The following is a 24,275-nucleotide window of genomic DNA, read 5'->3' on the forward strand; positions in this document are numbered from 1 at the left end:
ACAGAAGCGATCAAGCAGCAGCGAGATGGTCACGGCCCGCAGCCGTTACTACCCGGCCACGCGGTGTGCGCTGCAGGAAGCCGAGCTGAAGCAGATACGGTTCAACCACTGACTCCAAGGTGGTGGGATCTTCTCCAAGGGCTGCGGCAAGGGTATCCAGTCCGGCGGGACCGCCTCCATGGGAGTGAAGCAGCAGCTCCAGCAGCCTGCGATCACTGGCGTCAAGACCACGGCCGTCCACCCGATGCAAGGTGAGGGCCTCATCGACCAACATCCGGTCGATCGGTCCGGAGCAGTCACGCACACAGGCCACATCTCGTACCCGGCGCAACAGTCGGTTGGCAATGCGAGGCGTCCCCCTGCAGCGGAGTGCAATCTCAGCGCACGCATCCGCCGTGAGATCGAGGTCAAGCAAACCTGCGGCCCGCTCCACAATCGACTTCAAGTCATCCAAGCCGTAGAACTCAAGCCGCTGAATCAGGCCGAAGCGATCACGCAGCGGAGAACTCAGTGCACCTGCACGGGTTGTGGCGCCAACCAGTGTGAACGGCGGTAATTCCAGTGTGCGGGTTCGAGCGGTACTTCCCTTCCCCACGGTGAGGTCGAGTCGACGATCCTCCATGGCCGGATAGAGCAGCTCCTCGGCCACGCGACTGAGGCGATGGATTTCATCAATGAACAGCAGCTCCCTTGGCTGCAGATTCACCAACAGACCAACGATGTCGCGGGGGCGCTCCAAAGCAGGGGCACTGGTGATGCGGCATTTCACCCCCAACTCCTCTGCCAGCACCATGGCCATGGTCGTTTTGCCCAGACCCGGCGGGCCGTAGAGCAGCACATGATCGAGAGCATCACCGCGGCCAAGGGCGGCCTGCACCGCAATTCCGAGCACCTGCTTGAGCTCACGCTGACCGATGTAGTCCTGCAGACACTTGGGCCTTAAGCCGTCGTCGCGAGAGGCCATCGCCGCAGGATCTAGATCGTCTCCTGGCTGCCGGGCTGCGTCAATCACCCGATTGGGCCCACGCTCCTTGCGTGGACGAGGGGATCCTGCGCTTGAGGAAACAATGGCCATGTGGGAAGAGTACCGAGACCTGGATAGGGTCGGAGCATCAAGCGGCCGAAAGGCCAAACAGGCAATGGCCAAAGGTGGAGCCAAGAAAAACGCGGCAGCTCGCGCGGCGGCGAACCGCCTACTGGCCGACAACAGGCTGGCCAGGCATCAATACGACATCCTGGAAACGCTGGAAACCGGCATTGAACTGGTGGGGACTGAAGTGAAATCCATCCGAGCCGGCCAGGCCAATCTCCGGGATGGTTTCTGCCTGATCCGCAACGGCGAAATGCAGCTCCACAACGTGCACATCTCACCGCACACCCATGCAAGCGGCTACTACAACCATGACCCCCTGCGTGTGCGCAAGTTGCTGGCCCACCGACGCGAGATCGACAAACTGCGCGGGCAACTTGATCAGAAAGGACTGACGCTGATCCCGCTCAACATGCATCTGCAGGGTTCCTGGATCAAGCTCACCATCGGTCTCGGCAAAGGCCGCAAGTTGCATGACAAGCGCGCTGCCGAAAAGGACAAGCAGATCAAGAAAGAGACACGGGCTGCCATCGCCCGCTACTGAATCAGCACCGCCTTAATCATGACCTCTTCAAGGGGCCTGATTGCTATCCAGTCGAGAAGGTGCGGTGAATTCAGGGGTTGATTCACCGGTCGGTGCAATGGCTGCGTCGGCCTCTTCACCAGGAGGGTCTTGAGCACCTGCGGGACGGGGGCCGGGGGGTTCCGGAAGCTCCTCGACAGGGCCTTCAGCCCCTGTGGCCGGATCGGGGATCGGATTGAGATCAACCTCCGGCAAGGGCTTCGGTGCCGGCGCATCGGCACGGCAGGAGAGCGTCAACAAACCGGAGGACACGCCGTCGTTGGTGACCAGCACCTGCACTGGCGATCCTGCCTCCACAGGCAGGGTCACAACGCGCAGCGGTCCGCGATCGGCAGCCACCTCCCCATCGGAGCCATAGACAGTCATCTGCATCAATGGCGTGCCGTTGATGCCCAACACCAGGCGGCGCCCTACTGGAACCGAGATCGAGATCAGGCGAGCACCACCAGCGGACACACGACTGGACAGAACCGTGGGCTCCTGCACACGCGCTTTGACCTGTTCAATTCGCACGTCCTCAAGGCTGCGTAATGCAGCTGCGATCCACAGCTGACGGAAGGGCTCAGGCGGCTTCACCCCTGCCGGCACACCGGGCAGCAACGCCTGTGCCGAAGCGCTGACCAACTGCTCCACCACCTTGTTGTTCACGCCCTGCGACACAAGGGCCTGGCGTTGCGTCTGCCAGTCGCCGGGCTTGAGCTGTCCCAGCCGACTGCGCAGCGCCGGCGGCAGTTGCTCCACCCTGGCCAGCCACTCCTCAGCGAGTTCATTCCAGACAATTCTCAAAGGCGCGTCTTCAAGAGAGTCGCTGGGCAGGCGACCGCCACGCTCCGGGAAACGGGCCATCAGGCTTGCATCCACCAACTGCAGAAACCAACTGCGATCGACCTGCAGGGCTCGCAGACGACTGAGCAGCTGCTGACGTTGATCAACCTCCGCAGGTGGAAGGCTCGCGGAAGGGGAACGCCCGATCACATCACGATCCGTGGAAGGGGCGCCAGCGGGGGGGTTACCACGAGTCAGCAGAAACCAACCGATGGCTGTGCCCACAAGAGCCGAGACCAACAAGGCACCGACCACGGGCCATAAGCGGCCTTCCGCCGCAAGCTGGCGCTGCTCCGCCGAAGGCCGACGCCGGGCTTCCTGCCGAGACGGGTTGGCGATCCTTGGCAGATCCGGAGACCCACTCGCTGCGGGCGGGGAGTCATCCGACACCGCTGGAGCCAGTACCAGAGTGCGGTCAGCCCGCGCCTGAGGTCCTGTTGTTTCAGGCATCGACACAGCCTGCAGAGCCTGGAGGGCATCCGCAGCGAGCTCAAAGCGTTGTCCAGGCTGTTCAGACAGCAAGCGCTCCAACACCTCCCGATAGGAGGAATCCAGATCAAGATCGTTGGGCAGCAGCCAATCCTGTGCATCAGCCTGCAACAGCTGCGCGGGAGGACGGCCGGTGAGCAGGGTCAGAGCCGACACTCCGAGACCATGCAGATCCATCCAGGCCGCTGCAGGGTCCTGCCGCACCTGGGAGCGAGGCGCAAAGACCGGTGACGCTGCCGTCAGCGGCTGCTGACCGCAGCGCTGCAGCAAGCCAAAATCCAACAGCACAGGCAAACAATCCTGATCGCGCCGCAGCAGATTGCGGGGATTGATATCGCCATGGACCAGCTCCTGACCGTGCAGCACTGCGAGGGGTGGCAGCAGCTGCCTCATCAGCAGCAGGACCTCTCCGGAACCAAACACCAACTGACGCTGCAGGCGTTGATTCTGGATCTGGCTCAGACTTGAGCCCTCCTGCCACTCCCGCACCAGCCAGAGACTGCCCTGCTCTTCAAGCAACCCTCCAAAGCGCGGGATCTGCGGATGCAGAAGGGACTGCATCGCCGGCCACAGACTGCGAAAGCGATCCTGAGTCGCCTGATCGTTGAGTTGCCGCAACGCAACGGGCGCATTGGCCGCCATCTGATCAGCGGCACGCCAGAGAGTCCCCTGGGGATGGTCAGGATCAGAGGACAGACAACAGTCCAGGCGATACCTGTCGGCCAGCAACGTGCCGATCACAAAGGAGTTGCGATGTGGGCCGATGGTAGGGGCAGTCCAGCGCTGACACCCGACCGGGATCCCACTAACGTCACCGCCAGCATGATTCCCCTGCATGGCCTCCGGCTCACTGCTGAACCGATTGATGGAGGTGCGTCGTACCAGTGAAGCGCTGATTGAGCCCCTCAATACCGAAGACCTCAACCTGCAGGGCATGGCCGATGCCAGTCCACCGAAATGGCACCTGGCTCACACCACCTGGTTTTTCGAAACCTTCGTGCTGAAGCCCAATCATCCGCACTATGTCCCCGCTGACCCTCGCTGGAGTTATCTGTTCAACTCCTATTACGAAGCTGTTGGCCCGCGACAGCCACGACCACAGCGAGGACTGCTCAGCCGACCACCGATGGAGGAAGTCTCAGCCTGGCGCCATCGGGTGAACCTTGCTCTGGCAGAGCTTTTGGAGCTCCACAGCGAAGCACCCTGGCTGGATCTGGTGGAACTGGGCCTTCACCATGAGCAGCAGCATCAGGAACTGATGCTGATGGACCTGCTGGATGGATTCAGCCGTCAGCCACTCGAACCGGCCTACCGCAGCGACTGGTGTGAACACTTTGATCATCAGCCCATCACCAGCTGCAGGACATCAGACTCAGAGGGCAAGGGATCCTGGCTTGAGTGCCGCGGAGGCCTGGTGGAGGTGGGCCACAACGGTGATTCCTTCCACTTCGACAACGAAGGACCCAGGCATCGAACCTGGCTGGAACCCTTCAGCATCGCGGCTCGACTGGTGAACAATGCTGATTACCGTTGCTTCATCGACGATGACGGTTACCAGCGTCCTGAGCTCTGGATGAGTGAGGGCTGGGCTGAGCGCAGTCAGCGCAACTGGGAAGCACCCCGCTACTGGCGACGAGACCACGATGGCCAGGGTCCCTGGCGCTGGGAGTTCACCCTGGCTGGCCGTTGCCCACTGGAAGACCACCTGCCGGTGCGTCACCTCAGCTGGTTCGAAGCCGATGCCTATGCACGCTGGGCCGGTGGGCGCCTGCCCAGCGAAGCGGAATGGGAGCTGGCCAGCTCTGAGCACGGCGAATCACTTCAACAGAGCCATGGACATCTCTGGCAGTGGACCTCGAGCCCCTATCGCCCCTACCCGGGCTTTCAACCAGCGGCAGGTGCGGTTGGTGAGTACAACGGCAAATTCATGACCTCCCAGTTCGTGCTGCGTGGCAGCAGCCAGCTCACACCCATAGGGCATTCCCGCGACACTTACCGGAACTTCTTCACCCCGGCCAGCCGCTGGATGGCGGCAGGTTTACGCCTGGCCCAATGACAACCCAAACGCCTGCGCGTCCTCAACTGATCGATCTGCATCCACCCAATGCAGACATGCAGCGACTTGTGCATAACGGTCTGCAACGCGAACCCCGCCAGCTACCAGCATGGTTTCTGTACGACCAAGAGGGATCGCGACTGTTTGACCAGATCTGCGAGCAACCGGAGTACAGCCTCACCCGAACAGAAATCAGCCTGCTGGAGTCATCAGCAGCAGACATCGCCCGTGCCATTGGATCAGGGGTGATCGTTGAATTCGGAGCAGGCAGCGCCCGCAAGGTGGGACCGCTGCTGGAGGCGATGCAACCTTCCGCCTATGTGGCTCTCGACATCAGCGCGGACCACCTGCGCCAGTCGATGGCGTCACTTCAGGCCCAACATCCCTGCGTGCCGATGCTGGGAATCTGCTGCGATCACAGTCAGCTTGATGCTCTTCCAGACCATCCCTTGATCCGTGGTGAAAGGCGAGTGGGGTTCTTTCCCGGAAGCTCCCTCGGCAACTTCACTCGCGCTGAGGCCATTGCGCTGCTGCGCAGATTCCGGCGACTGCTCGATGGGGGACCGCTTTTGCTGGGACTTGATCAGCCCAAATCAAGGTCCAGGCTGGAGGCCGCCTACAACGATGCCGCAGGGATCTCCGCCGCCTTCGCCCACAACCTGCTGCAGAGACTGAACAATGATTTAGGCGCCGACTTCAATCCAGACAACTTCCTTTATGAGGCTGTCTGGCAGGAGACAGAGAGCCGTGTGCGCATGGCCCTGATCAGCGAAGTCAATCAAACGGTCTCGGTGGGTGGTGAACCATGGACCTTCAGCCTGGGACAGCCCCTTGTGACCGAATACAGCGTCAAATACTCAGCAGAGATGGCCCGTGAACTGGCCAAAGACGCAAGCTGGCACTGGCGCCACCGCTGGCACGATCCTGCCGATGACCTCTCCCTGCACTGGCTGGAAGCTGCAGACTGAGCAGAGACCCGTCAAGTCCTGATCAACAGCATGAACGTGAGCAACTACTCGCCTTCCGCGGGCACGCTTGGCGACTTCAGAGCGGGCAGGGGTCACTGATGTCGCTTACATGGCTGGATCAGCTTGAACGGAACCTGGAAGAGCGGTTGGATGCATTTCTGCGCTCCAATCCCAACCAGGATCGTCTCGTGCGGGAGCAACATCTGCAGGATCGACAGCGCGATCTGAACAGTCGACGCGATCAGATGCAGATCCAGGCGAAAGACCTACGACGCCAGCTGCTTTCACTGGCAGAACAGGTTCAGGCCTGGGGAGAGCGCACCAAGAAGGCTCACAACGCCGGAGCTGATGACCTGGCATTGCGCGCTGAAAAGCATGTGAACAGCCTGATGGATCAGGGCAGGGATCTCTGGAACGAGCTCGATGAGCTGGGTCGGAATTTCCGAGACCTCGATCAACAGATTTCCAATCTCAATCAGAAGGCTTCACAGCAACGCGGACGTCGCAGCCTGGATGAAGACTGGGCCTTGTTTGAAGCCCATCAAGAATTGGAGGATCTGAGGCGTCGCCAGGGACTCAGCTGATCCAGCTTGCAATCAGGCCTTGGGAGCCGGCGGCTCAAGACTGACGTTCTCGGGCGGTGGAGTCGGATCAGGATCAGCAATCAGCATGTGCTGAAGAACGATCTCAGGACGCTCGCTGTCACGCCAGCGAATGCGATAGGCGGGCATCTTTGTGCCTCGGCTGGTGGTCTGCTCAACGGGCTCCATCACCCAGCCGCGTCGGGAGCGCCCCTGGGGATTGCGCTTGACCACCGCATCGGCGTGCTTGAAGCGGAAACCTACGCGCTCACCACTCATTGGAAAGGGACCATGCCACTGTGTTCCATTATCCACCCTGAGGGAACAAGGCAACCTTCCCCTCACATTCAAACCTCGGGACGGAGCAGCGGAAAGGCAATCACATCGCGGATGGAGGGGCTGTCCGTGAGCAGCATCACCAATCGATCGATGCCGATGCCAAGGCCACCCGTAGGAGGCATACCCACCTCCAGAGCATTGACGAAATCCTCATCCAAACCCTGCGCTTCCAGATCGCCAGCAGCTTTGCGCTGCTGCTGTATTTCCAGGCGCTGACGCTGATCGACAGGATCCGTGAGCTCACTGAAAGCATTGGCATGCTCTCTGCCGACGATGAACAGCTCAAAACGTTCAACCAACCCAGGCTTGCTGCGATGCGGACGCGCCAGAGGCGAAATCTCCAGGGGATAGTCCATCACGAACGTGGGCTGGATCAAGGTGGGCTCCACCGCCTGTTCAAACGCCTCATTCAGAAGGCGTCCCACCGAATCGGCCAACGCAGGAACATGCAGACCCTTGGTCTCCATAGCCGCTGCGGCTTGCTCCCGAGTGCTGAAGCCATGGAAATCAAGGCCGGTGGCGTCCTGCACCAACTCATGCATGGTTGCCCGCCTCCAGGGAGGGGTCAGATCAATCTCGGTGCCCTGATAGGTGATGGTCTGACAAGCGCAAACCTCCTGGCAGACAGCACTGATCATCTGCTCCGTGAGCTCCATCATCCCCAGGTAATCGGAGTAAGCCTGGTACACCTCAACTGTGGTGAATTCAGGGTTGTGTCGAGTGCTGATGCCCTCGTTGCGGAAGATCCTGCCGAGCTCGTACACACGCTCAAAGCCCCCCACCACCAGCCTCTTGAGGTGCAGTTCAGTGGCGATTCGCAACGTCAGTGGCAGGTCCAGAGCGTTGTGATGCGTTTCAAAGGGCCGCGCATCAGCCCCACCAGGCTGGCTCTGGAGAACGGGTGTCTCTATCTCCAGGAAGTCGCGATCATCCAACCAGCGTCTGATGGCGCTCACTGTTAACGCACGCCGCCGGAACGTTTCCCGCGCCTGAGGGGTCACGATCAGGTCGAGATAGCGTTGCCTGTAGCGCTTTTCCACATCGGCAAGGCCATGCCACTTATCAGGCAAAGGCTGCAGCGATTTGGTGAGCATGGTCCACTCGGCCACTTTCACCGAAAGCTCACCGCGATCGGTTCGGCGCAGGATGCCACGCACACCGATCAGATCGCCTGCATCCACAAGCCCCGTGATCTGTGCAAATGACTCACCCAGAGTCGACTTCTCCAGAAACAGCTGGATCGTGCCGGTCTCATCAGACAGGGTGAAGAAAGCCAGTTTGCCCATCACCCGTCGAGTCATCACCCGACCCGCGACGGCCACCTTGAGATCTCGCTCTTCCCCCTTGGGCAGATCAGCGTGGACGTCCTGCAACTGAGCCATCCGATCGGTTGGATCGAAATGGAGGGCGTAGGGCTCCATACCCTGATCCCTGAGGGCATGCGCCTTCTCCAAGCGGGTCTCTCGCAGTTCAGACACGGCACAGAACTCACATGGGCGCCATCCTGCCGCTCGATGGTGCCGACAAGCGAGCAATCGGCGTCAGAACATCAACAGAAGGATCTCAACTGGCGATGGCAGCAGGAGCGTTATCGCCCATCCTTTGGGAGGAATAACCGATGCCGCGCACCGTGAGAATCAGTTCAGGATTGCGAGGATCCGGTTCAAGTTTGCCGCGCAGGCGCGCAACATAAACGTCAACCACTCGCAGGTCCGCAGCACGACGCGGCGGGTAACCCCAGAGCTGCTCAAGAATTTCCGCACGAGGAACAACCCGCCCTGGTTCCCTGAACAAAAGCTCCAGCAGACTGAATTCGGTGTAAGTGAGTGAAATGCGCTCACTGCCACGAGTCACCTGGCGTCGATTGGTGTCCACCACAAGGTCACCGACGCGAACAACGCCCTGACCTGTGGGCAATTCCCGAGGTTCAGCTGCAGCTGAACCTCGGCCCACGCGACGGAGAATCGTGGCAATCCTGGCTTCCAGTTCCTTGGGGCTGAAAGGTTTCGGCAGGTAGTCATCTGCACCGAGGTCCAGACCAGCCACTCGCTCGGAGATGGCTTCAAGTGCCGACAGGAAAATGATCGGCACACAGGATTCGGCCCGAAGACGTCGACACACCGCGAAACCATCCAGTTTCGGCAACATCACGTCGAGAACGACGAGGTCAGGCGATTCGCGATGGAAGACCTCCAGGGCCTCCTCACCATCCTCTGCACAGACAACACGATATCCGGCTAACTGAAGTCGCATCACCAGGACACGACGGACAGCTGGCTCGTCATCCACAACGAGCAAAGTGGCTTTGACGGACTCTGGAGCTCCCTGGAGAGGCCCATCGCCATCAAATTGGTGGGATGGGGCTTCGGGCATACACTCCATCGAGTAAGAATTGCAACCCTACCGTTCGACGGGAACCGATCGAGCTCTGGGATCCAAACCGGGAAGAGGTTTTCGCTTCTTTTAAGAATTGAAGCAGTGGCCAACCCTTGATTTCAGGGCCAACGGGCACTGGCGTAACGGTTCCATTGCTGCTCGGCTTCAAGCACGGCCTGATCACTGCTGATCTGACCCAACATGGCCCGCTGCAACTGGGTGTAGATGATGCTCTGCAGACGCTTCACCCCCGGGGTCGCAGGCACAAGCACCCGGGCACTGTTCAGGGTCTCTGCCGACAACAAACGCGCATCACGGATTTGCGCTTCGGCCGCATCGGATGGCTGCTCCGCCTCAAGCTCCGCACGAATAACCGCCAATGCCTCCAGAGAAGACGGCAGCACTCTTGCCTCGCGAGCGAAACGAGCCTGATTGGTTCCGTTGGTCAAAAACAGGGCCAGTTCAACAGCAGCATCGGCATGCTGACTCTGACGAGGCACGGCCAGGGTCATCAAGGCCACATTGGCCGTACCGTCCGAGCCGGTCAGAGGGGGCTGAGGCGAGGTCACAGCTGCCACACCAGGGGCATTGGTCTGAATGCTGCGCAGAAACTCAGGACCGCTGGCGAGCAATGCAAGTTCACCGCTCTGGTACAGCTCGACGGCGCGCCGTTGGCCCTGACTCACCACTTCCCGAGGCAACAAGCCGTCGCGATACAGATCCGTCCAAAAAGCAAAGGCCTTGCGACCGACCGGCGTGTTGAAGGCGGCTCTCTGACGGGCATCAAGAAGGCTCACACCCATCTGCACGAACGACTCCAGAAGCTCTGCGGAATCGTCGGGAACAACGGTGACAAAGAGACCGTAACGACCCGTGCGCTCTCGAATACTGCGGGCATAGTCAGGCACCTCCTCCCATCGACGCGGAGCCCTGGCGATGCCGGCTTGACGCAGCAAGTCATTGTTGACCAGGCTCAGACGGACGGTCAGATACCAGGGGATGGCGATCTGACCCGCCTCAGAATCCCTGGCTGCCTCCCAGACCGATGGCAAATAGCTCTGCTGTGCATCAGGTGGCAGTAGGGGTGTGAGATCGGTCAGGCCTCCCTTGCTGGCCAGATTGGCCGCAAAAGGGGGATTGAGGTTCACGACATCAGGAGCGGTGCGTGCAAACACTGCCGCCAGCAACTTGCGCTCCACCGATCCCCAGGGAAGGTCTGTCCATCGCACCGGCGCCTCTGGATGGAGGGTGTCCCAGGCCCCGAGCACGTCGTCCATATACGGATTGAACTTTGGAGCAAGCTGCAATGTCCAGAGCTGGAGAGTCCCCTCGGGAGCCGAAATGGGTCGACAGCCCCAGATGAACACCGACAGTCCGGAGAGAGCCAGGCCGGCAAGAAACCGTCGCCGACGCAAAGAAACAATCATGCTGATGCTCGACGACGCCACAAAAGCAACTGCCAGGATCCGACCAACGGAGCCAGCAGTCCAGTGATCAAAGCCTGGGCGAGGGTGGTGTGCAGCGCCCACGACTGGATCAGTCCAGCGGATGGTCCCAGCACCAGCCACTGGAGCCATAAAGACAGACCCAGCACAAGCGAGCCGATCCAGGCAAGCAGTCCCAGATTGAGGCTGCGCTGGATCGGCGGACCGCGGCGTCCCAGACGCCCCCACCACCAACCCATCAAGACAAGAGCCGGGACCTGGCTGACATCCCCGAGGCTCAGACCATCCAGCACAAGCCCAATCGCAGCTCCAGCAACAGCACCGGCAAGCGGACCATCCACCAGGGACCAGGGAAGCAACCAGAGAATCGCCCAGCTGGGCGGAACCCCATCCAGATTGATCCAGGAGGGTGCTGCCATCTGCAACATCGGCACCAGAAGGGCGGATGCCACACAGATTGGTTGTCGGTGCAGGCGCATCATCCTTCAGCGCACCTTCACCTGGACCCAATCGATGGCATCCGGCGGGGCAATCAGCTGCACAACAGCGGTTGGTGCGGGGACTGATCTGGCATTGAGCGACTGCACCACTGCCACGGGCAGATTGGGGGGCAACAAAGTGCTGGCCGGAGAGGTACTGACCAGATCACCTGGACGGACCTGGATGTCCTTGTCGAGAAACTGCAACTGTGGCCGGGCTGTTCCAAGACCCACCAGCAGCCCATGCTGCTGGGTGCGCGGCAGCCAGACGCCGATGCGACTGCCAGCAGCCGTGAGCAGTCGGACGTTGCTGGTGGTGGGTGTCACGCTCTGGACCCTGCCGACCAGCCCTCCGGGACCGATCACAGCATCATCCTTCGCCACACCTTCAACGGAGCCTTTGCCCAGCAGCAACTGCTGCCACCAGCCCGATGCTGTGCGTGAGATCACGGCAGCCTGAAGCCAGTCACCGGATGACTGTTGATCCAGCGCCAGAAGCCCTCTCAAGCGTGCGTTGTCCTGCTCCAACAGCTCCAGACGGGAGAGCTGCTCCTGCTGTTTGGCAGTCTTAATCCATTCGCTCTGAGCAGAGCCTGGCCAGAAAGGCCGGCTCAACAAGGCGAAGGCATCAGCAAATCCAGCCCCTTTACTCAGTCGCACCAAGCCAAGAGCCAGCAACAACAGCAACCACGGCCACAGCTGCTGGATGGAACGCAGCCTTGCGCCCTGGGGCCTCTGGGAGGAGCCCATGGCGATCAGAGAGCAGCAGCGGATCGAACAAACTCAGGAGTGTCGAGCACCCTCTGCAAGCGCTTGTAATCCTCAAGCACCTGACCACAACCCTTGACTACACAGAGGAGTGGCTCTTCGGCGATATGGGTGAAGATCCCTGTCTCATGGCTGATCAGATCACTGATACCACGGACCAAGGCTCCACCACCGGCCAGCATGATTCCTCTGTCAACGATATCGGCGGCCAGTTCGGGCGGAGTGCGCTCGAGGGTGCGCTTCACAGCCTCCACAATCACGTTCAGAGGCTCAGCGATGGCCTCACGCAAATCCCCTGCCTGCAGCTGAATGGTGCGCGGCAGCCCAGAGAGCAGGTGAAGGCCACGCACATCCATCACCGACTGATCGAACTCATCGTCGGGGAACGCCGAACCGATACGGATTTTGATCTCCTCAGCGGTGCGCTCGCCAACCACGAGGTTGTGCACTTTCTTGAGGTAAACGCCGATGGAGTCGCTGATTTCATCTCCAGCAACCCGCACAGATTCACTGAGTACTGTTCCACCGAGACTGAGCACCGCCACCTCGGTGGTGCCGCCGCCGATATCCACAATCATCGTGCCGACAGGCTCCGTGACCGGCAGACCGGCACCGATCGCAGCAGCGACAGGCTCATCAATCAGGTGAACTTCACGTGCTCCAGCAAGACCGGCCTCACGCACGGCACGGCGCTCCACACCGGTGACCCCACTGGGAATCCCAACAACAAGGCGAGGAGCCACAATCCCGCGGCCTTCATTGCCTTTCTGGATGAAGGTTTTGAGCATCTGCTCAGCCGCATCGAAATCGGCGATCACACCATCGCGGAGGGGGCGAACAGCACGGATATTTCCAGGGGTGCGGCCCAGCATCAGCTTGGCCTCGTCGCCAACGGCCATGGTCACACCGCGTTCGAGATCAAGCGCCACAACGGAGGGTTCCTGCAGAACGATCCCCTTGCCCGAGACGTAAATCAGGGTGTTGGCAGTACCCAGGTCGATGCCGATATCGCGGGACAGCTGGAAACGGCGGAACAGCACTGGCGAGAACACATTTCGGCGAATCATAGGGGCAGTCTCAGGCCCCATCTGTTACAGATTCGTTTGACGGTGGAACTTCTAGAAGGCAGCCACGACAACCGTCAGTTTTGACAGCCGTGGCGCATCATTGACCCACAAACAGGAGAGATTCAATGGGTGTCAACTCCGTGACTTTGGTTGGCCGTGCCGGCCGAGATCCAGAAGTCAGGTATTTCGAATCGGGAAGCATGGTGGCCAATCTCACCATCGCCGTGAACCGCCGCAGTCGCGACGACGAGCCCGACTGGTTCAATCTTGAAATCTGGGGAAAACAGGCTCAGGTGGCAGCGGACTACGTGAAGAAGGGATCCCTGCTCGGCATCATCGGCAGCTTCAAACTGGATCGCTGGAACGACCGCAACAGTGGAGAAGAGCGCAGCAAACCCGTGGTTCGGGTTGATCGGCTTGAACTTCTGGGCTCGAAGCGAGACAACCAGGAAGCTGGCGGCAGTTTTGGAGGCGGCAGCCCCAGCGAAGAGGAAGTGCCCTTCTGATGTTGGTCTGATCAGATCAGTCCGCCATCAATCGGCGGACTGACGACGCCTCCAAATCCGCAGTCCCACCCAGATAGCCCCTGCCAGCACAGCGACCACCAGCAGCACCTTGATCAGCTTGCTGACCGGATCAATCCAGGCCTCCACATTGCTGTAACCCTCACCAAGCACCATGCCGGCAACAGTCAGCAACAAGGTCCAGATCAGACTGCCGGCAGTCGTCCAGATCAGGAACGGAGTAATCGGCATCAACTCAATACCAGCAGGCACCGAGATCAGAGTGCGAATGCCTGGCACGAGGCGCCCCCAGAACACCAGAGCCGTTCCATAACGGCTGAACCAACGGCGACTGCGAGACAACTCCTCAGGACTGATCCCGATCCAGCGACCATGGCGACTGAGCCACTGCTCGATGCGTTCTTCATTGATCAGACGGCCAATGCCATACCAGGGCAGAGCGCCCAGGACGGTGCCCAGCAAACCCGCGATCACAACAGGGAGCAACTGCAGCTGGCCCTGCTGAACATAAAAACCGCCAAGAGGCATGATCAGCTCTGAGGGGATCGGAGGGAACAGGTTCTCCAGAAACATGGCCGCAAAGATTGCGGCGTATCCCGCCCAGGGATTGGACTCCACTGCCTGGCCAATCCAATCAGGCAGCTGTGAAACAAATTCGGTGAGCCCCATGGACCGCGCTGAAGTCGAGGCAAGTCTTCCATGTAGTGGTGCAGCTCAGTCCGAAAGGAACAAAGAGGGCCCCAAAAGCACAAAGGCTGGACATAAAGAGACCCTAGAAGCCACATTCCATACATGCCTGGAATTCAATTGACAATCAGAAGCAAAACTTACTCGAACATGAGGCTCAATATTGATTGATTACAAAAGATCATTGACTTAAAATAAAAACTCAATTCAAACCTCAACAGCCCTATTAGCCCAGTCAAGTGCGAGAACGCTTCGGAGCAACAGGAGTGCTGAGCTGAAGCAGCAAATCATGATGATCAACCTTATAAAGTGAAAACTCTCCGGCACAAATCGCATCAGCAGAAGGCACACATTCAGCGGGAAATGAATCCTTCAGTTTTTTAGGCCTGCGTTCAGTGAGCTCCAGACCATGGTGACGCAACTGAGTCACAGAGAAGGTTTGATTGCCATCCAGCAAAGGAGGAATCAAACGATCGATCAGCGGAAACTTACGGACCGTATTCTGCAAAATCGGCGAGCGAGGCATGGTCCCTTTCACAGCCACGGAACGGAAAGGCTGCTTTGGATCACGCGCCTGAAGCGAGGATGCCGCGGCCACGATTCTTGAAATTCGCACCTGCTCAAAATCAGCTTGGGCAGAAAATGAATGGCCATAGGCATAGGAAAACACCACCATCAACCAGATCATTGGCAGAACTGCCAAGCTCCAAAAAGGTCGATGCAATCGCCGTGAGATCGCCAGAAGCTGAAGAATCAGGCTTGTTACAAACGGCCCGAAATACAACAACACACGCGGATGGCGAACAAACGATTCACGCAAAAACAGCATCCCGCCCGGAGCAACAAGAAGCACAACCAGCAAGGCAACAATCGCGATGACAGCAACGTTCCATGAGCGCCATTGAATCAACACAACCGCATAACTCACCACCAGAACCAAAAAAGGCAGCACCACGGGCCAATGACCGAAATCCTCCAACAGTTGCTCAAATGGCTCAATGGCAAAGTTGAGCACTGTGCCTGGCCAAGCTGCATCAAGAGGCGTCAGCGTTGCCGAATTCGCTGCGTAACCATTCAATCGTTGCTCAAAAAACAGTGCAATCAGCAGGCGATAAAGCCCATACCCCCCTGCATAAATCACAGCACTGATCAACAAACGCAAACGCAGCGAGAAAGCACGCGTGGGGCACGCAAGAAGATCCAACGCCGAAGCAACACAGAGACAACCGGTCATTACCAAAAAGCCATTGGCGCCCGGCTGATACAGACCGAACGACAACAGCTGCAGCACAAATGCAGCCAGAAGCAATCGCCAACCGCTGCCTCGATGCACAAGCAATGCGGCCGAGATCGCGCAGGCCAGAGACACCGCCATGAACAGTGAATCAAAGCCATACGACATGGCCTGCAGGGCATAAGGCTGAGCCATCAAGGGCAAGCTGGCCATGGCCGTCCAAAACGGAGAACGGATGCCATAAGCACGAGCGCAAGCCACACCAACAGCAGACAGCACAGCAATGGCCACCAGTGTGTAGAGCGGTGCCACCGCCGTTGCGGGCCGACCGAAGTTCAAGGACTCAACCAGAGCATCCGCTAGAGGGCGCCCCACCCGCACCCAAGAGAAACTGCCTTGCATCGCACGCTCAATGTCATCGATGTAGAGATCAATCGCGATCAGCAACGGGAAGAGCGCCAGCACTCCCGCCACAAAGGCAGCCGACCACTGACGCTGCAGCGCATCATCCCGGAGAACTCCAGGCCAATGATCAAAAAATCGTTGTTGTGCCATTGCTCAGACAATGAACATAAAAAAAGCCAGGACGCCGAAGCACCCTGGCTGAAAGAAAGAACAAAGCAGTGCTTGTCAAGAGCAGATCAGTAACGATAGTGATCGGGCTTATAGGGACCCTGAATAGGCACATTGATGTAATCGGCCTGATCCTTGCTGAGCTCGGTGAGCTGGGCACCGATACGACCCAGGTGCAGGCGAGCCACCATCTCGTCGAGATGCTTCGGAAGAACGTAGACCTCCTTTCCATACTCTTTGCCCTTGGTGAAGATCTCAATCTGAGCCAGCACCTGATTGGTGAAAGAGTTACTCATCACGAAGCTGGGGTGACCCGTGGCGCAACCCAGGTTCACCAGACGTCCTTCGGCGAGAAGAATGATCTTGTTACCGCTGGGCAAGGTGATGTGGTCGACCTGGGGCTTGATGTTTTCCCACTCATAATCTTTGAGTGAAGCAACATCGATTTCATTGTCAAAATGACCGATGTTGCAGACAATCGCCTCATCCTTCATCTTCACCAGGTGCTCATTACGAATCACCTGGTAATTGCCGGTGGCCGTCACGAAGATGTCCATCTCTCCGACGACATCTTCCAGACGGACTACACGATATCCCTCCATGGCAGCCTGAAGAGCACAAATTGGATCCACCTCTGCGATGCAGACGGTGGCACCCAGCCCACGCAGGGACTGGGCTGAACCCTTGCCCACGTCGCCATAGCCAATCACCAGCGCCTGCTTGCCAGCCACCATCACGTCGGTGGCACGCTTGATGCTGTCAACGAGCGATTCACGACATCCATAAAGGTTGTCGAATTTGCTCTTGGTGACCGAGTCGTTGACGTTGATTGCAGGGAAAGGCAACTCGCCGCTCTTCTGCATCTTGTACAGACGAGCCACACCTGTGGTGGTTTCCTCAGTGACACCCTGAATCTGCGCTTTTGTGCGGCTGTAGAAGCTGGAATCCTGTGCAAGCTTCTTTTTGATCGAAGCGAAGAGATAGGTCTCTTCCTCATTCGATGGGTTGTCGAGAACTGTGATGTCCTGCTCAGCTTTGCTTCCCAACATCACCAGACCGGTGGCATCGCCACCGTCGTCGAGAATCATGTTGGGTGAACCACCATCGCCCCACTCGAGGATGCGGTGGGTGTATTCCCAGTATTCCTCCAGAGTTTCGCCCTTCACCGCGAACACGGGGATTCCCTTGGCTGCGATAGCAGCTGCAGCGTGATCCTGCGTCGAAAAAATATTGCAGGAGGCCCAACGCACGTCGGCGCCTAGCTCGACCAGGGTTTCAATCAGAACCGCAGTCTGGATGGTCATGTGCAGTGAACCGGCGATGCGGGCGCCCTTCAAGGGCTTTTCGCTGCCGTATTTCTCGCGCAATGCCATCAAGCCAGGCATCTCGGTCTCAGCGATATCGAGTTCCTTGCGGCCGAAATCAGCCTGGTTGATATCAGCAATAACGCAATCGACGCCAAGCTTCAGCTCAGCCGCGGACGTGGGCGCTGCCACCATGGTTTGGGTGCTCCCTAAAAGAATGTGGAGTTGAATATCTGCGGAGACTCCGAGGCTTCGGGCTCGCTGATTAAGCAATCTACCGATTGGAGCTGGACCCTGAAGGACCTGGAGGCCACTCGTGCTCTGGGCAGGTATCTCGTGCAACAAGCTGAACGACCATCACTGCTGCTGCTTGAGGGCACTCTCGGTGCGGGCAAAACCTCACTGGTGCAAGGTATTGCCTCGGCTGTGGGCATCGACGAACCGATCACCAGCCCAACCTTTGCCCTTGCTCAGCACTACCCCCAGGGCAAACCACCACTTGTTCACCTGGATCTCTACCGGCTGGAGTTGCCAGCAGCAGCCAATGACCTGTTCCTGCAGGAAGAGGAAGAAGCTGTGGAGATGGGCGCCATCCTGGTTGTGGAATGGTCGGAACGACTCAGCCTGGACCTTCCGGATGCCTGGCGGCTGAAGCTGTCTCACCGGAGCGAAGGAGGCAGGCTGGCAACTCTGAACAAAAGCGACTCGTCAGATGCTCGCTAAGAGGCTGATGAACGAAGGATCAGATCAGAGCTCTGAACAATCAGGAGTCGAGTTGATCGAGAAACTCCATCACCATGCTTGGCAGAGGCTGCGGATCAATCGCCCCGGCACCAGCACAGACAAGTGCACCACAGGCGGCTGCATAGCGCACAACCTGTTCCACAACCGCAGCACTGAGCTGAAGTGGCTGTCCGGTTGAAGGGGTCAATGTCACCAGTTGATGCAGCAGTCCTGCCGTGAAAGCGTCTCCAGCACCAGTGGTGTCAACAATCTGAGGCGGTGCCAGAACCGCCATCGAACCGCGATGGCCGGCCATACACCAACGCACCGGCTGACCGCCATCAGTCACCAGAACATCGGGCTGCTGCGACAATGAAGCACTGATCTCTGCTGGATCACTGGTCCTGAACAGCCACTCGGCTTCTTCCCTGGCCAGCTTGATCAATGCGGCTTTCTCAAGAAAGGGTTGCATCAGAGCCAGCGCCTGCGGGGAAGGACCTGCAACCGGGTCCGCAGACGGATCCCAGAACGTTGGGCGCCAGTTCACATCAAGGGCAATCCGCACACCATCCCGCTCGGCTTGACTGACCGCAGAGCGCAAGGTTGCCTCAGAGGCCTCTGTGGCCAGAGGAATGGTGCCGATCAAAAGCCAGCGAGATTCTGCTGCCAGAGCACACCAGATCGGATCAAGGCCGGTCTGATTCAAGGCCTGATCGGCAAAGCCTTCGCCGCGGTCGCCAGCAAATCCCTGAAAGACCCTTTCACCAGTGGAATCGCGGCGCACCAACACCACCCGGGTGGGCCGTTGAGGATCAATCTGCAGGCCGCGCAGATCAACACCGCGGTTGGCCAACATCTCCTGAAAGTTGTTGCCGATGACATCGGCACCCAGCCGACCGATGAAGGCGACCGGTGTGCCAAGCCGGGCCAACGCGCAGGCCACGTTGGCAGGAGCGCCACCAAGACGGTCGTCACAATCCAGTGGCGCAGCCAAGGCAGGGTCACACCCCAGTGGTCCGAGCCGATCCACGAGGGCCTCGCCAAGACACAGCACCTGCGGAGCGGAATCAGACATCAGATCTGCAGCGGCTACCAGCAGCGTGGCCAGAAATTGCACCAACGTCAGGCAGCGCAATCGCTGTTCAGCGTCAAGGTCCGTTCAGAGATCCAGCAAGCCGCTCACGCAGTGCGGCGATGATGCGCACATTGGCGGCAGGGAAGGGGTAATCAGCAAGGTCGGACGGCTTCACCCAGCGCACCTGCTGACTGGCGAGGGGTTGAGGATCTCCTGAAAACCAACGACAAAGATGAACTTCAAAGCGCAGTTTTTTGTGGCTGTAGGCGTGATCCACCGTGATCAACTTTTCATCAACACTGACTTCAATGGCCAGCTCTTCGCGCAACTCGCGGCGGATGGTGTCGGTAATGGCTTCATCAGGCTCCTGCTTACCGCCTGGAAATTCCCATAGACCGCCAAGCAGTCCCTCGTTCAGGCGCTGATCGATCAGAACCTCACCAGCCTCATTCAGAACCACACCCACACCAATCACCTGGAAGGGTATGTCACGTGGTGCCTCTTTCACGGGGTACTGCTGAGGAGAACCGGAAGCGTAAGCAGCGCACTGTGCATCCCAGGGACAAAGCTCACACGCAGGGCGACGGGGAGTGCAAACCGTGGCGCCCAGATCCATCAGTGCCTGATTGAGATTGCGGCTCAAGCCTGGAACGGCATCAATCAACCGTTCACTCCAGGCCCAGAACTGACCCTGCGCCCGCTGGGGGGGCTCGGAATGGGCATAAACCCGGGCCAGCACCCGACGAACATTGCCATCAAGGATGGCCAGAGGGCTGTTGAAAGCCGAGGACAGGATTCCAGCGGCTGTGCTGCGGCCGATGCCGGGCAATGCCAGCCAGGTCTCCGGGTCAAGAGGCCAACGGCTGAACGGCGTGGAATCGTTCACATCCCCTGGGTGACGGCGCAGTTCAGCGAGCAGCAACCGGGAAGCGGCATGCAAACGACGGGCCCGTGAGTAGTAACCGAGGCCCTGCCAGAGCAACAACACCTGCTGTTCCGACGCTTCCGCCAGCACCTCAAGCCTGGGGAAAGCCTGCATCCAACGCTGCCAGTAAGGAAGCACCACCTGCAGCTGGGTTTGCTGCAGCATCACCTCGGCGATCCAGCACTCCAGGACATTGAGCTGTTCATCGGGCTCAGGCCACCTGCCGTCCTTTGTGAACATCCAGGGCTTCAGAGCTGGGTCCTTGCGGCCATGAACTTCCCACCAGGCCAGCAGGGATTGACTGAGCTCAGGCAGTAGCGCACTGAGGCCGCGATGCTCGGCGTTTCTTCGTTGAACCATCAGGCAGCAACCCCAGCCTGGTCACTGCCCAACAGCTTTGCCGACAAGCACAAGCGTTGGAGGATCCGACACATCTGCGCCGGCGCGATAGGACGCCCTGTATTGCTCAGCTTGCCAACACCTGCAAGCGCATCAGCCATGGCCCTGTAACTAAAGCCTGCACGAACCATTGCATTGGCTCAAGGGCTACACAGACACTTTGCCTCAGCAATGGCTTTTTGCTTACGCTCTGACGCCTTCTCAGCAGCACCTAGCCTGTACTTACCGAAACGAACTCATCTGGCCAGTGACGCTGCCAACTTGGGGCGATCGCTTTGACGACCACTTTCGACCTCCACGAATTCAGCTGCGATCACTGCGTACCTCTCGGTGGCCAGGGCTTCCGCCTTGGCCCGCTGCGCTTCCAGGCCCAGTCCGGACTGTTCCTGTCGATCTGTACTAACCCGGTAATAGGCAAGCCAACGAACAGGACTCAGCGTACGGTCAGGCGAAGAAAATATGCATCCAGCCACTTGTTCCACAAGTCAGCGTTGGTTAAACCGGCAACTACAGCAATCCAGTCCCTACAGCAATACCTCAAGTTTTAAAAAGATGGAATCTTCAAGCGAAACAAAATCGCTGATGCCACTGGAACTTCAAGGGAAGCACTAGAAAACAGTCCTATCACCTAAGTGAATGCTGGGGGTGGAATGCCCCCTTCAGTCATGTCAAAACAAAGGATCTCAAGGAATCGCTAAACGACCTAAAACTGCTTTTGGCCTAAAAGTTGAGTCTAAAGCTCTTTGTTGTTATCGAAATCCCAACACTTCGATTGGCATTAGCTCCAGTTGATAAGCATTTGGACAGTGCTCGATTCCTTGCCTAAAAAAAAAAGGGGGGGGGGGCCTTCTTGGATCTTACTTAGTGATTTTCAGCTCAAGCGCCTTGCGTATAATAAATATTAGGCAGAAATAGATATTTTAACTCGCCAGGCGATTCTCGCCTTCCTCCAGCTTCAATGAGATAATAAGCGGCTTTTCTCTCTTCTTTAAGAAGCAAAATGCATCCATCCTGTAATTATATATTTTGAATTGCCGGTCAATAAGCTTCCTTTATGAGCATGAGTCCATTCTGCTGGCCAAATCAAAGTTTGACCCTTTTTGGGTTGAAATTCCAAACCATAGTGGGTAAAAATTGTAGAGCCTCCGTCTTGAACTGCTACATCGTTCAAATATGTCATCCAAGCGAATAAGCGATGAAGATTTGAAACAGAGCTTCGCTCTGTATGAACTTTCTGGAAGTGCTGACCTTCTTCATACCGTTGAATGTTGAATCCACCAATGTGCAATTCTTCCACAAACTCCTTTAAAAAAGGCCATTGCTCAGTGTAATCAGCATAGCATTCAAATAAAGCTGTGAAATAGTTTCGAAAGCACTTATTTTCTGGAAGCAATAGTTCTTTTGGCGAAACATGCACGTCAATGGTATTTTTCGTTTTTAAATTTTTCCCTCCCGCGGTAACTCCCTGCTTTTGTTTTCTCTTATTTACCTCAAAATAGGCTATTAATTCGTCGCAGACTGACTGAGGCTCTATTGCCCAAGACCCAATAAAGTTCGGACATTCATTTTTTACCGGCGAATTCAGTCGCAACATTAGTTAACTATCTTTTACTGAAAGGCCTGTTCTTAGATTAAAGACTATCGCGCCCTCGCCTGCAAGACTCTCTTTGAGACCCTCGACGTATTTACCGCATTTTAATAGAATATCACCTAAGAGTAAATGCGCCTCGGCAAAATCTGGCTTTAAAAATAGTGCTTTCCGAGAATTTTTCTCAGCCTCTACCAATCGACCGAGCTCCTTGTAGATCCCACCCAGGTTCAAGTGGGCATCAGGGTTGTCAGGCTTGAGTTCTAGGGACTTCAGCGTTGATACAAGCGCTTGATCAAACAGGCCGAGCTCCATGTCGATTGCGCCCAGGTTCATATGGGCATCTGGATTATCAGGCTTGAGCTCTAAGGACTTCAGCGTTGAGGCAAGGGCTTGATCGAGCTGCCCGAGATCTTTGTAGATCCAGCCCAGGTTCTTGTGGGCATCTGGATTATCAGGCTTGAGCTCTAAGGACTTCAGCGTTGAGGCAAGGGCTTGATCGAGCTGCCCGAGATCTTGGTAGAGCCCGCCCAGGTTCTTGTGGGCATCTGGGTTTTCAGGATTGAGCTCTAAGGACTTCAGCGTTGAGGCAAGAGCTTCATCGAGCTGCCCGAGTTCTTTGTAGATCCCGCCCAGGTTCATGTAGGCAGGGGGGTGATCAGGGCTTAGATCAAGAACTCTTTGTGTTGCTTGTATTGCTTCCTTTAGGCGACCTTCTCTTTTAAGAGCAGTGCCTAGATTCCCCCATGCGGGAATAAATGACTCATCAAGCTGAGTGGCGATTTGAAACGCTTCTATTGCATTAATATTATTTCCAATGTTGAGCAAGCAGATCCCAAGACTAAAAGGAATCATCATGTTCTTGCATTGATCAATATCTAATTTTTTATATTCAACAATTGCTTCTTTGAATTGCCCGAGGTTTTGATAGGCCTGCGCTAAAAGAAGTGAGCACTGCTCGCTTGGCGCAAGAGCTGATGCCTTTGAAAGTGATTCCGCAGCTGCTGCATTCTGCCCCTTCTGTAGCATCAAAAGCCCTAAATTGAACAATGAGTTGCTAGCTTTGGGATTGATTCCTAATTCCTTCTGATAGCATTCAACGGCTTGATCAGGCTTGCTTTTATTTTGAAAGATAATGCCGAAGATTTCGTTGAGTCCTCGGATACTTTCGTTGATCGCCAGGGCTTGACGTGCGAATAATTCAGCCTGATCAAAATCACCCATCTCCAGAAAGCTTGCTGCTGCTCCTACGTATGCCTGGATATACTTTGGATCCGCCTGAATGGCTCGCTTGAATAAATCGATTGCTTCTTGAGTGTTGCCTGACTGCCGCTTGATAATGGCAATATTACTAACAGCAGGAGCATAGTTGCTGTTAATTTTTAGAGCTTTTTCGTACCATTCAAGAGCAGCATTCTGATTGCCAAGATTCAAGAATATATTGCCAATATCTTTGATTATTTCAGAATCACTACCATCGAGTTGATGAGCTTTAACCAGGCATTGCTGTGCTTTTTCGAATTGACCTAAAGCGAGTAAGGACTTGGCTGCGTATTTATAGACAGAGGTCACCTCTGGATTGAACTGCAAAGCATTTTGGCAAGCATGTAGACATTCCTGATGACGACCAGCGGCTGATAGCTCTTGGATGGTCGCTAAATCCATCACACGTCATCAATGGTTGTATTGACAATATTTTACCGGAGGTTAGAGCCATCACCCAAGCCAGCTCAGAACTTCACTCAAGCAATCACTAGCATTTCTTTAATCTACACCCGCATCAATCAGGCTTCAATAAGCAATGCAGAACTCGAGAGAGCCGCCCCTGGGCCTCACCATCGCTATTGATGCGGCTCACCACATCCAAATAACACTTGAATCATCATCAGCTCTTCTCTGGCCTTGGTGCCTAATGGAGATCAACTTTTAGGTGGCTCTTAAAGGAGGAATTAGCGTTTTTTTGATTGGAAGAGTCAGCACGTCACTGCCAGACTTTGCAAAAACACATTCCGGACCCCCCTGACCCTCCGCACTTCCAACAGAAAAGAACAAGTGAATAAAACCTTTCTAGGGCTGCATGCATTTATAGAGCCCGGAGGGTATTCTCATAAAGTTGGTGAATCAGATTTAGAGAGATCAGCTCGGTAGATTGGCTTCTGATTCTCAAACAGTTTTCG

At 57.0% G+C, this 24,275-nt stretch carries 23 protein-coding genes; 6 read left to right on the forward strand and 17 right to left on the reverse strand.

Going from position 1 to position 24,275, the window contains the following annotated elements; all coding sequences use genetic code 11:
* Nucleotides 1–10: 10 nt before the first annotated feature.
* Nucleotides 11–1,075 carry a Holliday junction branch migration DNA helicase RuvB gene (gene ruvB / locus SIB58_RS13885; RefSeq protein ID WP_066910210.1) on the reverse strand — a complete coding sequence of 355 codons (1,065 nt, stop codon included), beginning with the start codon at nucleotides 1,073–1,075 and terminating at the stop codon, nucleotides 11–13.
* 64 nt (nucleotides 1,076–1,139) lie between these two features.
* On the opposite strand from ruvB, the gene smpB reads away from it, so the two are divergent.
* Nucleotides 1,140–1,634 carry an SsrA-binding protein SmpB gene (gene smpB / locus SIB58_RS13890; RefSeq protein WP_066910279.1) on the forward strand — a complete coding sequence of 165 codons (495 nt, stop codon included), beginning with the start codon at nucleotides 1,140–1,142 and terminating at the stop codon, nucleotides 1,632–1,634.
* Nucleotides 1,635–1,661: 27 nt separating this feature from the next.
* Here the strand turns inward: smpB and SIB58_RS13895 are convergent, their stop codons facing one another.
* Entirely contained in the window at nucleotides 1,662–3,728 is a 2,067-nt protein-coding gene (locus SIB58_RS13895) for a serine/threonine protein kinase (protein ID WP_067327307.1), read from the reverse strand.
* Nucleotides 3,729–3,822: 94 nt separating this feature from the next.
* On the opposite strand from SIB58_RS13895, the gene egtB reads away from it, so the two are divergent.
* From egtB to SIB58_RS13910, 3 genes are all read left to right on the forward strand, one after another.
* Nucleotides 3,823–5,043: an ergothioneine biosynthesis protein EgtB gene (gene egtB / locus SIB58_RS13900; protein WP_197461190.1), complete on the forward strand. Its 1,221-nt coding sequence runs from the start codon at nucleotides 3,823–3,825 to the stop codon at nucleotides 5,041–5,043.
* The gene (egtD, locus tag SIB58_RS13905) at nucleotides 5,040–6,011 is read left to right on the forward strand and encodes an L-histidine N(alpha)-methyltransferase (protein ID WP_067327277.1); all 972 of its coding nucleotides are present in this window, start codon (nucleotides 5,040–5,042) and stop codon (nucleotides 6,009–6,011) included. The genes egtB and egtD overlap by 4 nt, the downstream gene beginning before the upstream one ends.
* Nucleotides 6,012–6,109: 98 nt before the next feature.
* The gene (locus SIB58_RS13910) at nucleotides 6,110–6,595 is read left to right on the forward strand and encodes a hercynine metabolism protein (RefSeq protein ID WP_067327274.1); all 486 of its coding nucleotides are present in this window, start codon (nucleotides 6,110–6,112) and stop codon (nucleotides 6,593–6,595) included.
* A gap of 12 nt (nucleotides 6,596–6,607) precedes the next feature.
* On the opposite strand, the gene SIB58_RS13915 is transcribed toward SIB58_RS13910, so the two are convergent.
* The 7 genes from SIB58_RS13915 to SIB58_RS13945 form a co-directional block, all read right to left on the reverse strand.
* A complete protein-coding gene (locus SIB58_RS13915; RefSeq protein ID WP_006042532.1) occupies nucleotides 6,608–6,871 on the reverse strand; it encodes a hypothetical protein in 264 nt (87 codons plus the stop codon).
* Between the two features lie 68 nt (nucleotides 6,872–6,939).
* On the reverse strand, nucleotides 6,940–8,409 hold the full coding sequence (lysS, locus tag SIB58_RS13920) for a lysine--tRNA ligase (RefSeq protein WP_067327272.1): 1,470 nt from the start codon (nucleotides 8,407–8,409) through the stop codon (nucleotides 6,940–6,942).
* Between the two features lie 85 nt (nucleotides 8,410–8,494).
* The gene (gene rpaB, locus SIB58_RS13925; protein ID WP_067327270.1) at nucleotides 8,495–9,304 is read right to left on the reverse strand and encodes a response regulator transcription factor RpaB; all 810 of its coding nucleotides are present in this window, start codon (nucleotides 9,302–9,304) and stop codon (nucleotides 8,495–8,497) included.
* 122 nt (nucleotides 9,305–9,426) lie between these two features.
* A complete protein-coding gene (locus SIB58_RS13930) occupies nucleotides 9,427–10,734 on the reverse strand; it encodes an ABC transporter substrate-binding protein (RefSeq protein WP_197461189.1) in 1,308 nt (435 codons plus the stop codon).
* On the reverse strand, nucleotides 10,731–11,234 hold the full coding sequence (locus tag SIB58_RS13935) for a rod shape-determining protein MreD (protein ID WP_067327267.1): 504 nt from the start codon (nucleotides 11,232–11,234) through the stop codon (nucleotides 10,731–10,733). Before SIB58_RS13935 ends, SIB58_RS13930 begins: the two co-directional genes overlap by 4 nt.
* 3 nt (nucleotides 11,235–11,237) lie before the next feature.
* Entirely contained in the window at nucleotides 11,238–11,981 is a 744-nt protein-coding gene (gene mreC, locus SIB58_RS13940) for a rod shape-determining protein MreC (RefSeq protein WP_067327266.1), read from the reverse strand.
* Between the two features lie 5 nt (nucleotides 11,982–11,986).
* Nucleotides 11,987–13,039, reverse strand: coding sequence for a rod shape-determining protein (locus tag SIB58_RS13945; RefSeq protein ID WP_066910291.1), 1,053 nt, complete (start codon nucleotides 13,037–13,039; stop codon nucleotides 11,987–11,989).
* Between the two features lie 152 nt (nucleotides 13,040–13,191).
* On the opposite strand from SIB58_RS13945, the gene SIB58_RS13950 reads away from it, so the two are divergent.
* Nucleotides 13,192–13,572: a single-stranded DNA-binding protein gene (locus SIB58_RS13950; RefSeq protein WP_066910231.1), complete on the forward strand. Its 381-nt coding sequence runs from the start codon at nucleotides 13,192–13,194 to the stop codon at nucleotides 13,570–13,572.
* A gap of 27 nt (nucleotides 13,573–13,599) precedes the next feature.
* On the opposite strand, the gene SIB58_RS13955 is transcribed toward SIB58_RS13950, so the two are convergent.
* The 3 genes from SIB58_RS13955 to ahcY all read right to left on the reverse strand — a co-directional run bounded on the left by SIB58_RS13955 (nucleotide 13,600) and on the right by ahcY (nucleotide 17,583).
* Nucleotides 13,600–14,259 (reverse strand): DedA family protein, encoded by a 660-nt coding sequence (locus SIB58_RS13955; protein ID WP_067327263.1) that lies wholly within the window; start codon nucleotides 14,257–14,259, stop codon nucleotides 13,600–13,602.
* 253 nt (nucleotides 14,260–14,512) lie between these two features.
* Complete coding sequence (locus SIB58_RS13960) at nucleotides 14,513–16,066, reverse strand: glucosyltransferase domain-containing protein (protein ID WP_066910237.1); 1,554 nt, start codon at nucleotides 16,064–16,066, stop codon at nucleotides 14,513–14,515.
* 86 nt (nucleotides 16,067–16,152) lie between these two features.
* On the reverse strand, nucleotides 16,153–17,583 hold the full coding sequence (gene ahcY, locus SIB58_RS13965; protein ID WP_066910240.1) for an adenosylhomocysteinase: 1,431 nt from the start codon (nucleotides 17,581–17,583) through the stop codon (nucleotides 16,153–16,155).
* A 24-nt stretch (nucleotides 17,584–17,607) separates the two neighbouring features.
* Here ahcY and tsaE point away from each other — a divergent pair, with 24 nt between their 5' ends.
* Entirely contained in the window at nucleotides 17,608–18,111 is a 504-nt protein-coding gene (gene tsaE, locus SIB58_RS13970) for a tRNA (adenosine(37)-N6)-threonylcarbamoyltransferase complex ATPase subunit type 1 TsaE (protein ID WP_074159353.1), read from the forward strand.
* A gap of 40 nt (nucleotides 18,112–18,151) precedes the next feature.
* Here tsaE and SIB58_RS13975 read toward each other — a convergent pair whose 3' ends face one another.
* The 5 genes from SIB58_RS13975 to SIB58_RS13995 all read right to left on the reverse strand — a co-directional run bounded on the left by SIB58_RS13975 (nucleotide 18,152) and on the right by SIB58_RS13995 (nucleotide 23,763).
* On the reverse strand, nucleotides 18,152–19,186 hold the full coding sequence (locus SIB58_RS13975) for a carbohydrate kinase family protein (RefSeq protein WP_066910297.1): 1,035 nt from the start codon (nucleotides 19,184–19,186) through the stop codon (nucleotides 18,152–18,154).
* 73 nt (nucleotides 19,187–19,259) lie between these two features.
* Complete coding sequence (mutT, locus tag SIB58_RS13980; protein ID WP_066910243.1) at nucleotides 19,260–20,471, reverse strand: 8-oxo-dGTP diphosphatase MutT; 1,212 nt, start codon at nucleotides 20,469–20,471, stop codon at nucleotides 19,260–19,262.
* Between the two features lie 275 nt (nucleotides 20,472–20,746).
* Nucleotides 20,747–20,983: a recombinase family protein gene (locus tag SIB58_RS13985; RefSeq protein WP_231857145.1), complete on the reverse strand. Its 237-nt coding sequence runs from the start codon at nucleotides 20,981–20,983 to the stop codon at nucleotides 20,747–20,749.
* A 515-nt stretch (nucleotides 20,984–21,498) separates the two neighbouring features.
* Nucleotides 21,499–22,104 (reverse strand): 2OG-Fe(II) oxygenase, encoded by a 606-nt coding sequence (locus tag SIB58_RS13990; protein ID WP_066910249.1) that lies wholly within the window; start codon nucleotides 22,102–22,104, stop codon nucleotides 21,499–21,501.
* Between the two features lie 3 nt (nucleotides 22,105–22,107).
* Nucleotides 22,108–23,763, reverse strand: a complete 1,656-nt coding sequence (locus SIB58_RS13995) for a tetratricopeptide repeat protein (RefSeq protein ID WP_067327260.1) — start codon at nucleotides 23,761–23,763, stop codon at nucleotides 22,108–22,110.
* Nucleotides 23,764–24,275: the final 512 nt, after the last annotated feature.

The organism is Synechococcus sp. MIT S9504, from assembly GCF_047497135.1.
In the GTDB taxonomy this organism is placed as follows: domain Bacteria; phylum Cyanobacteriota; class Cyanobacteriia; order PCC-6307; family Cyanobiaceae; genus Synechococcus_C.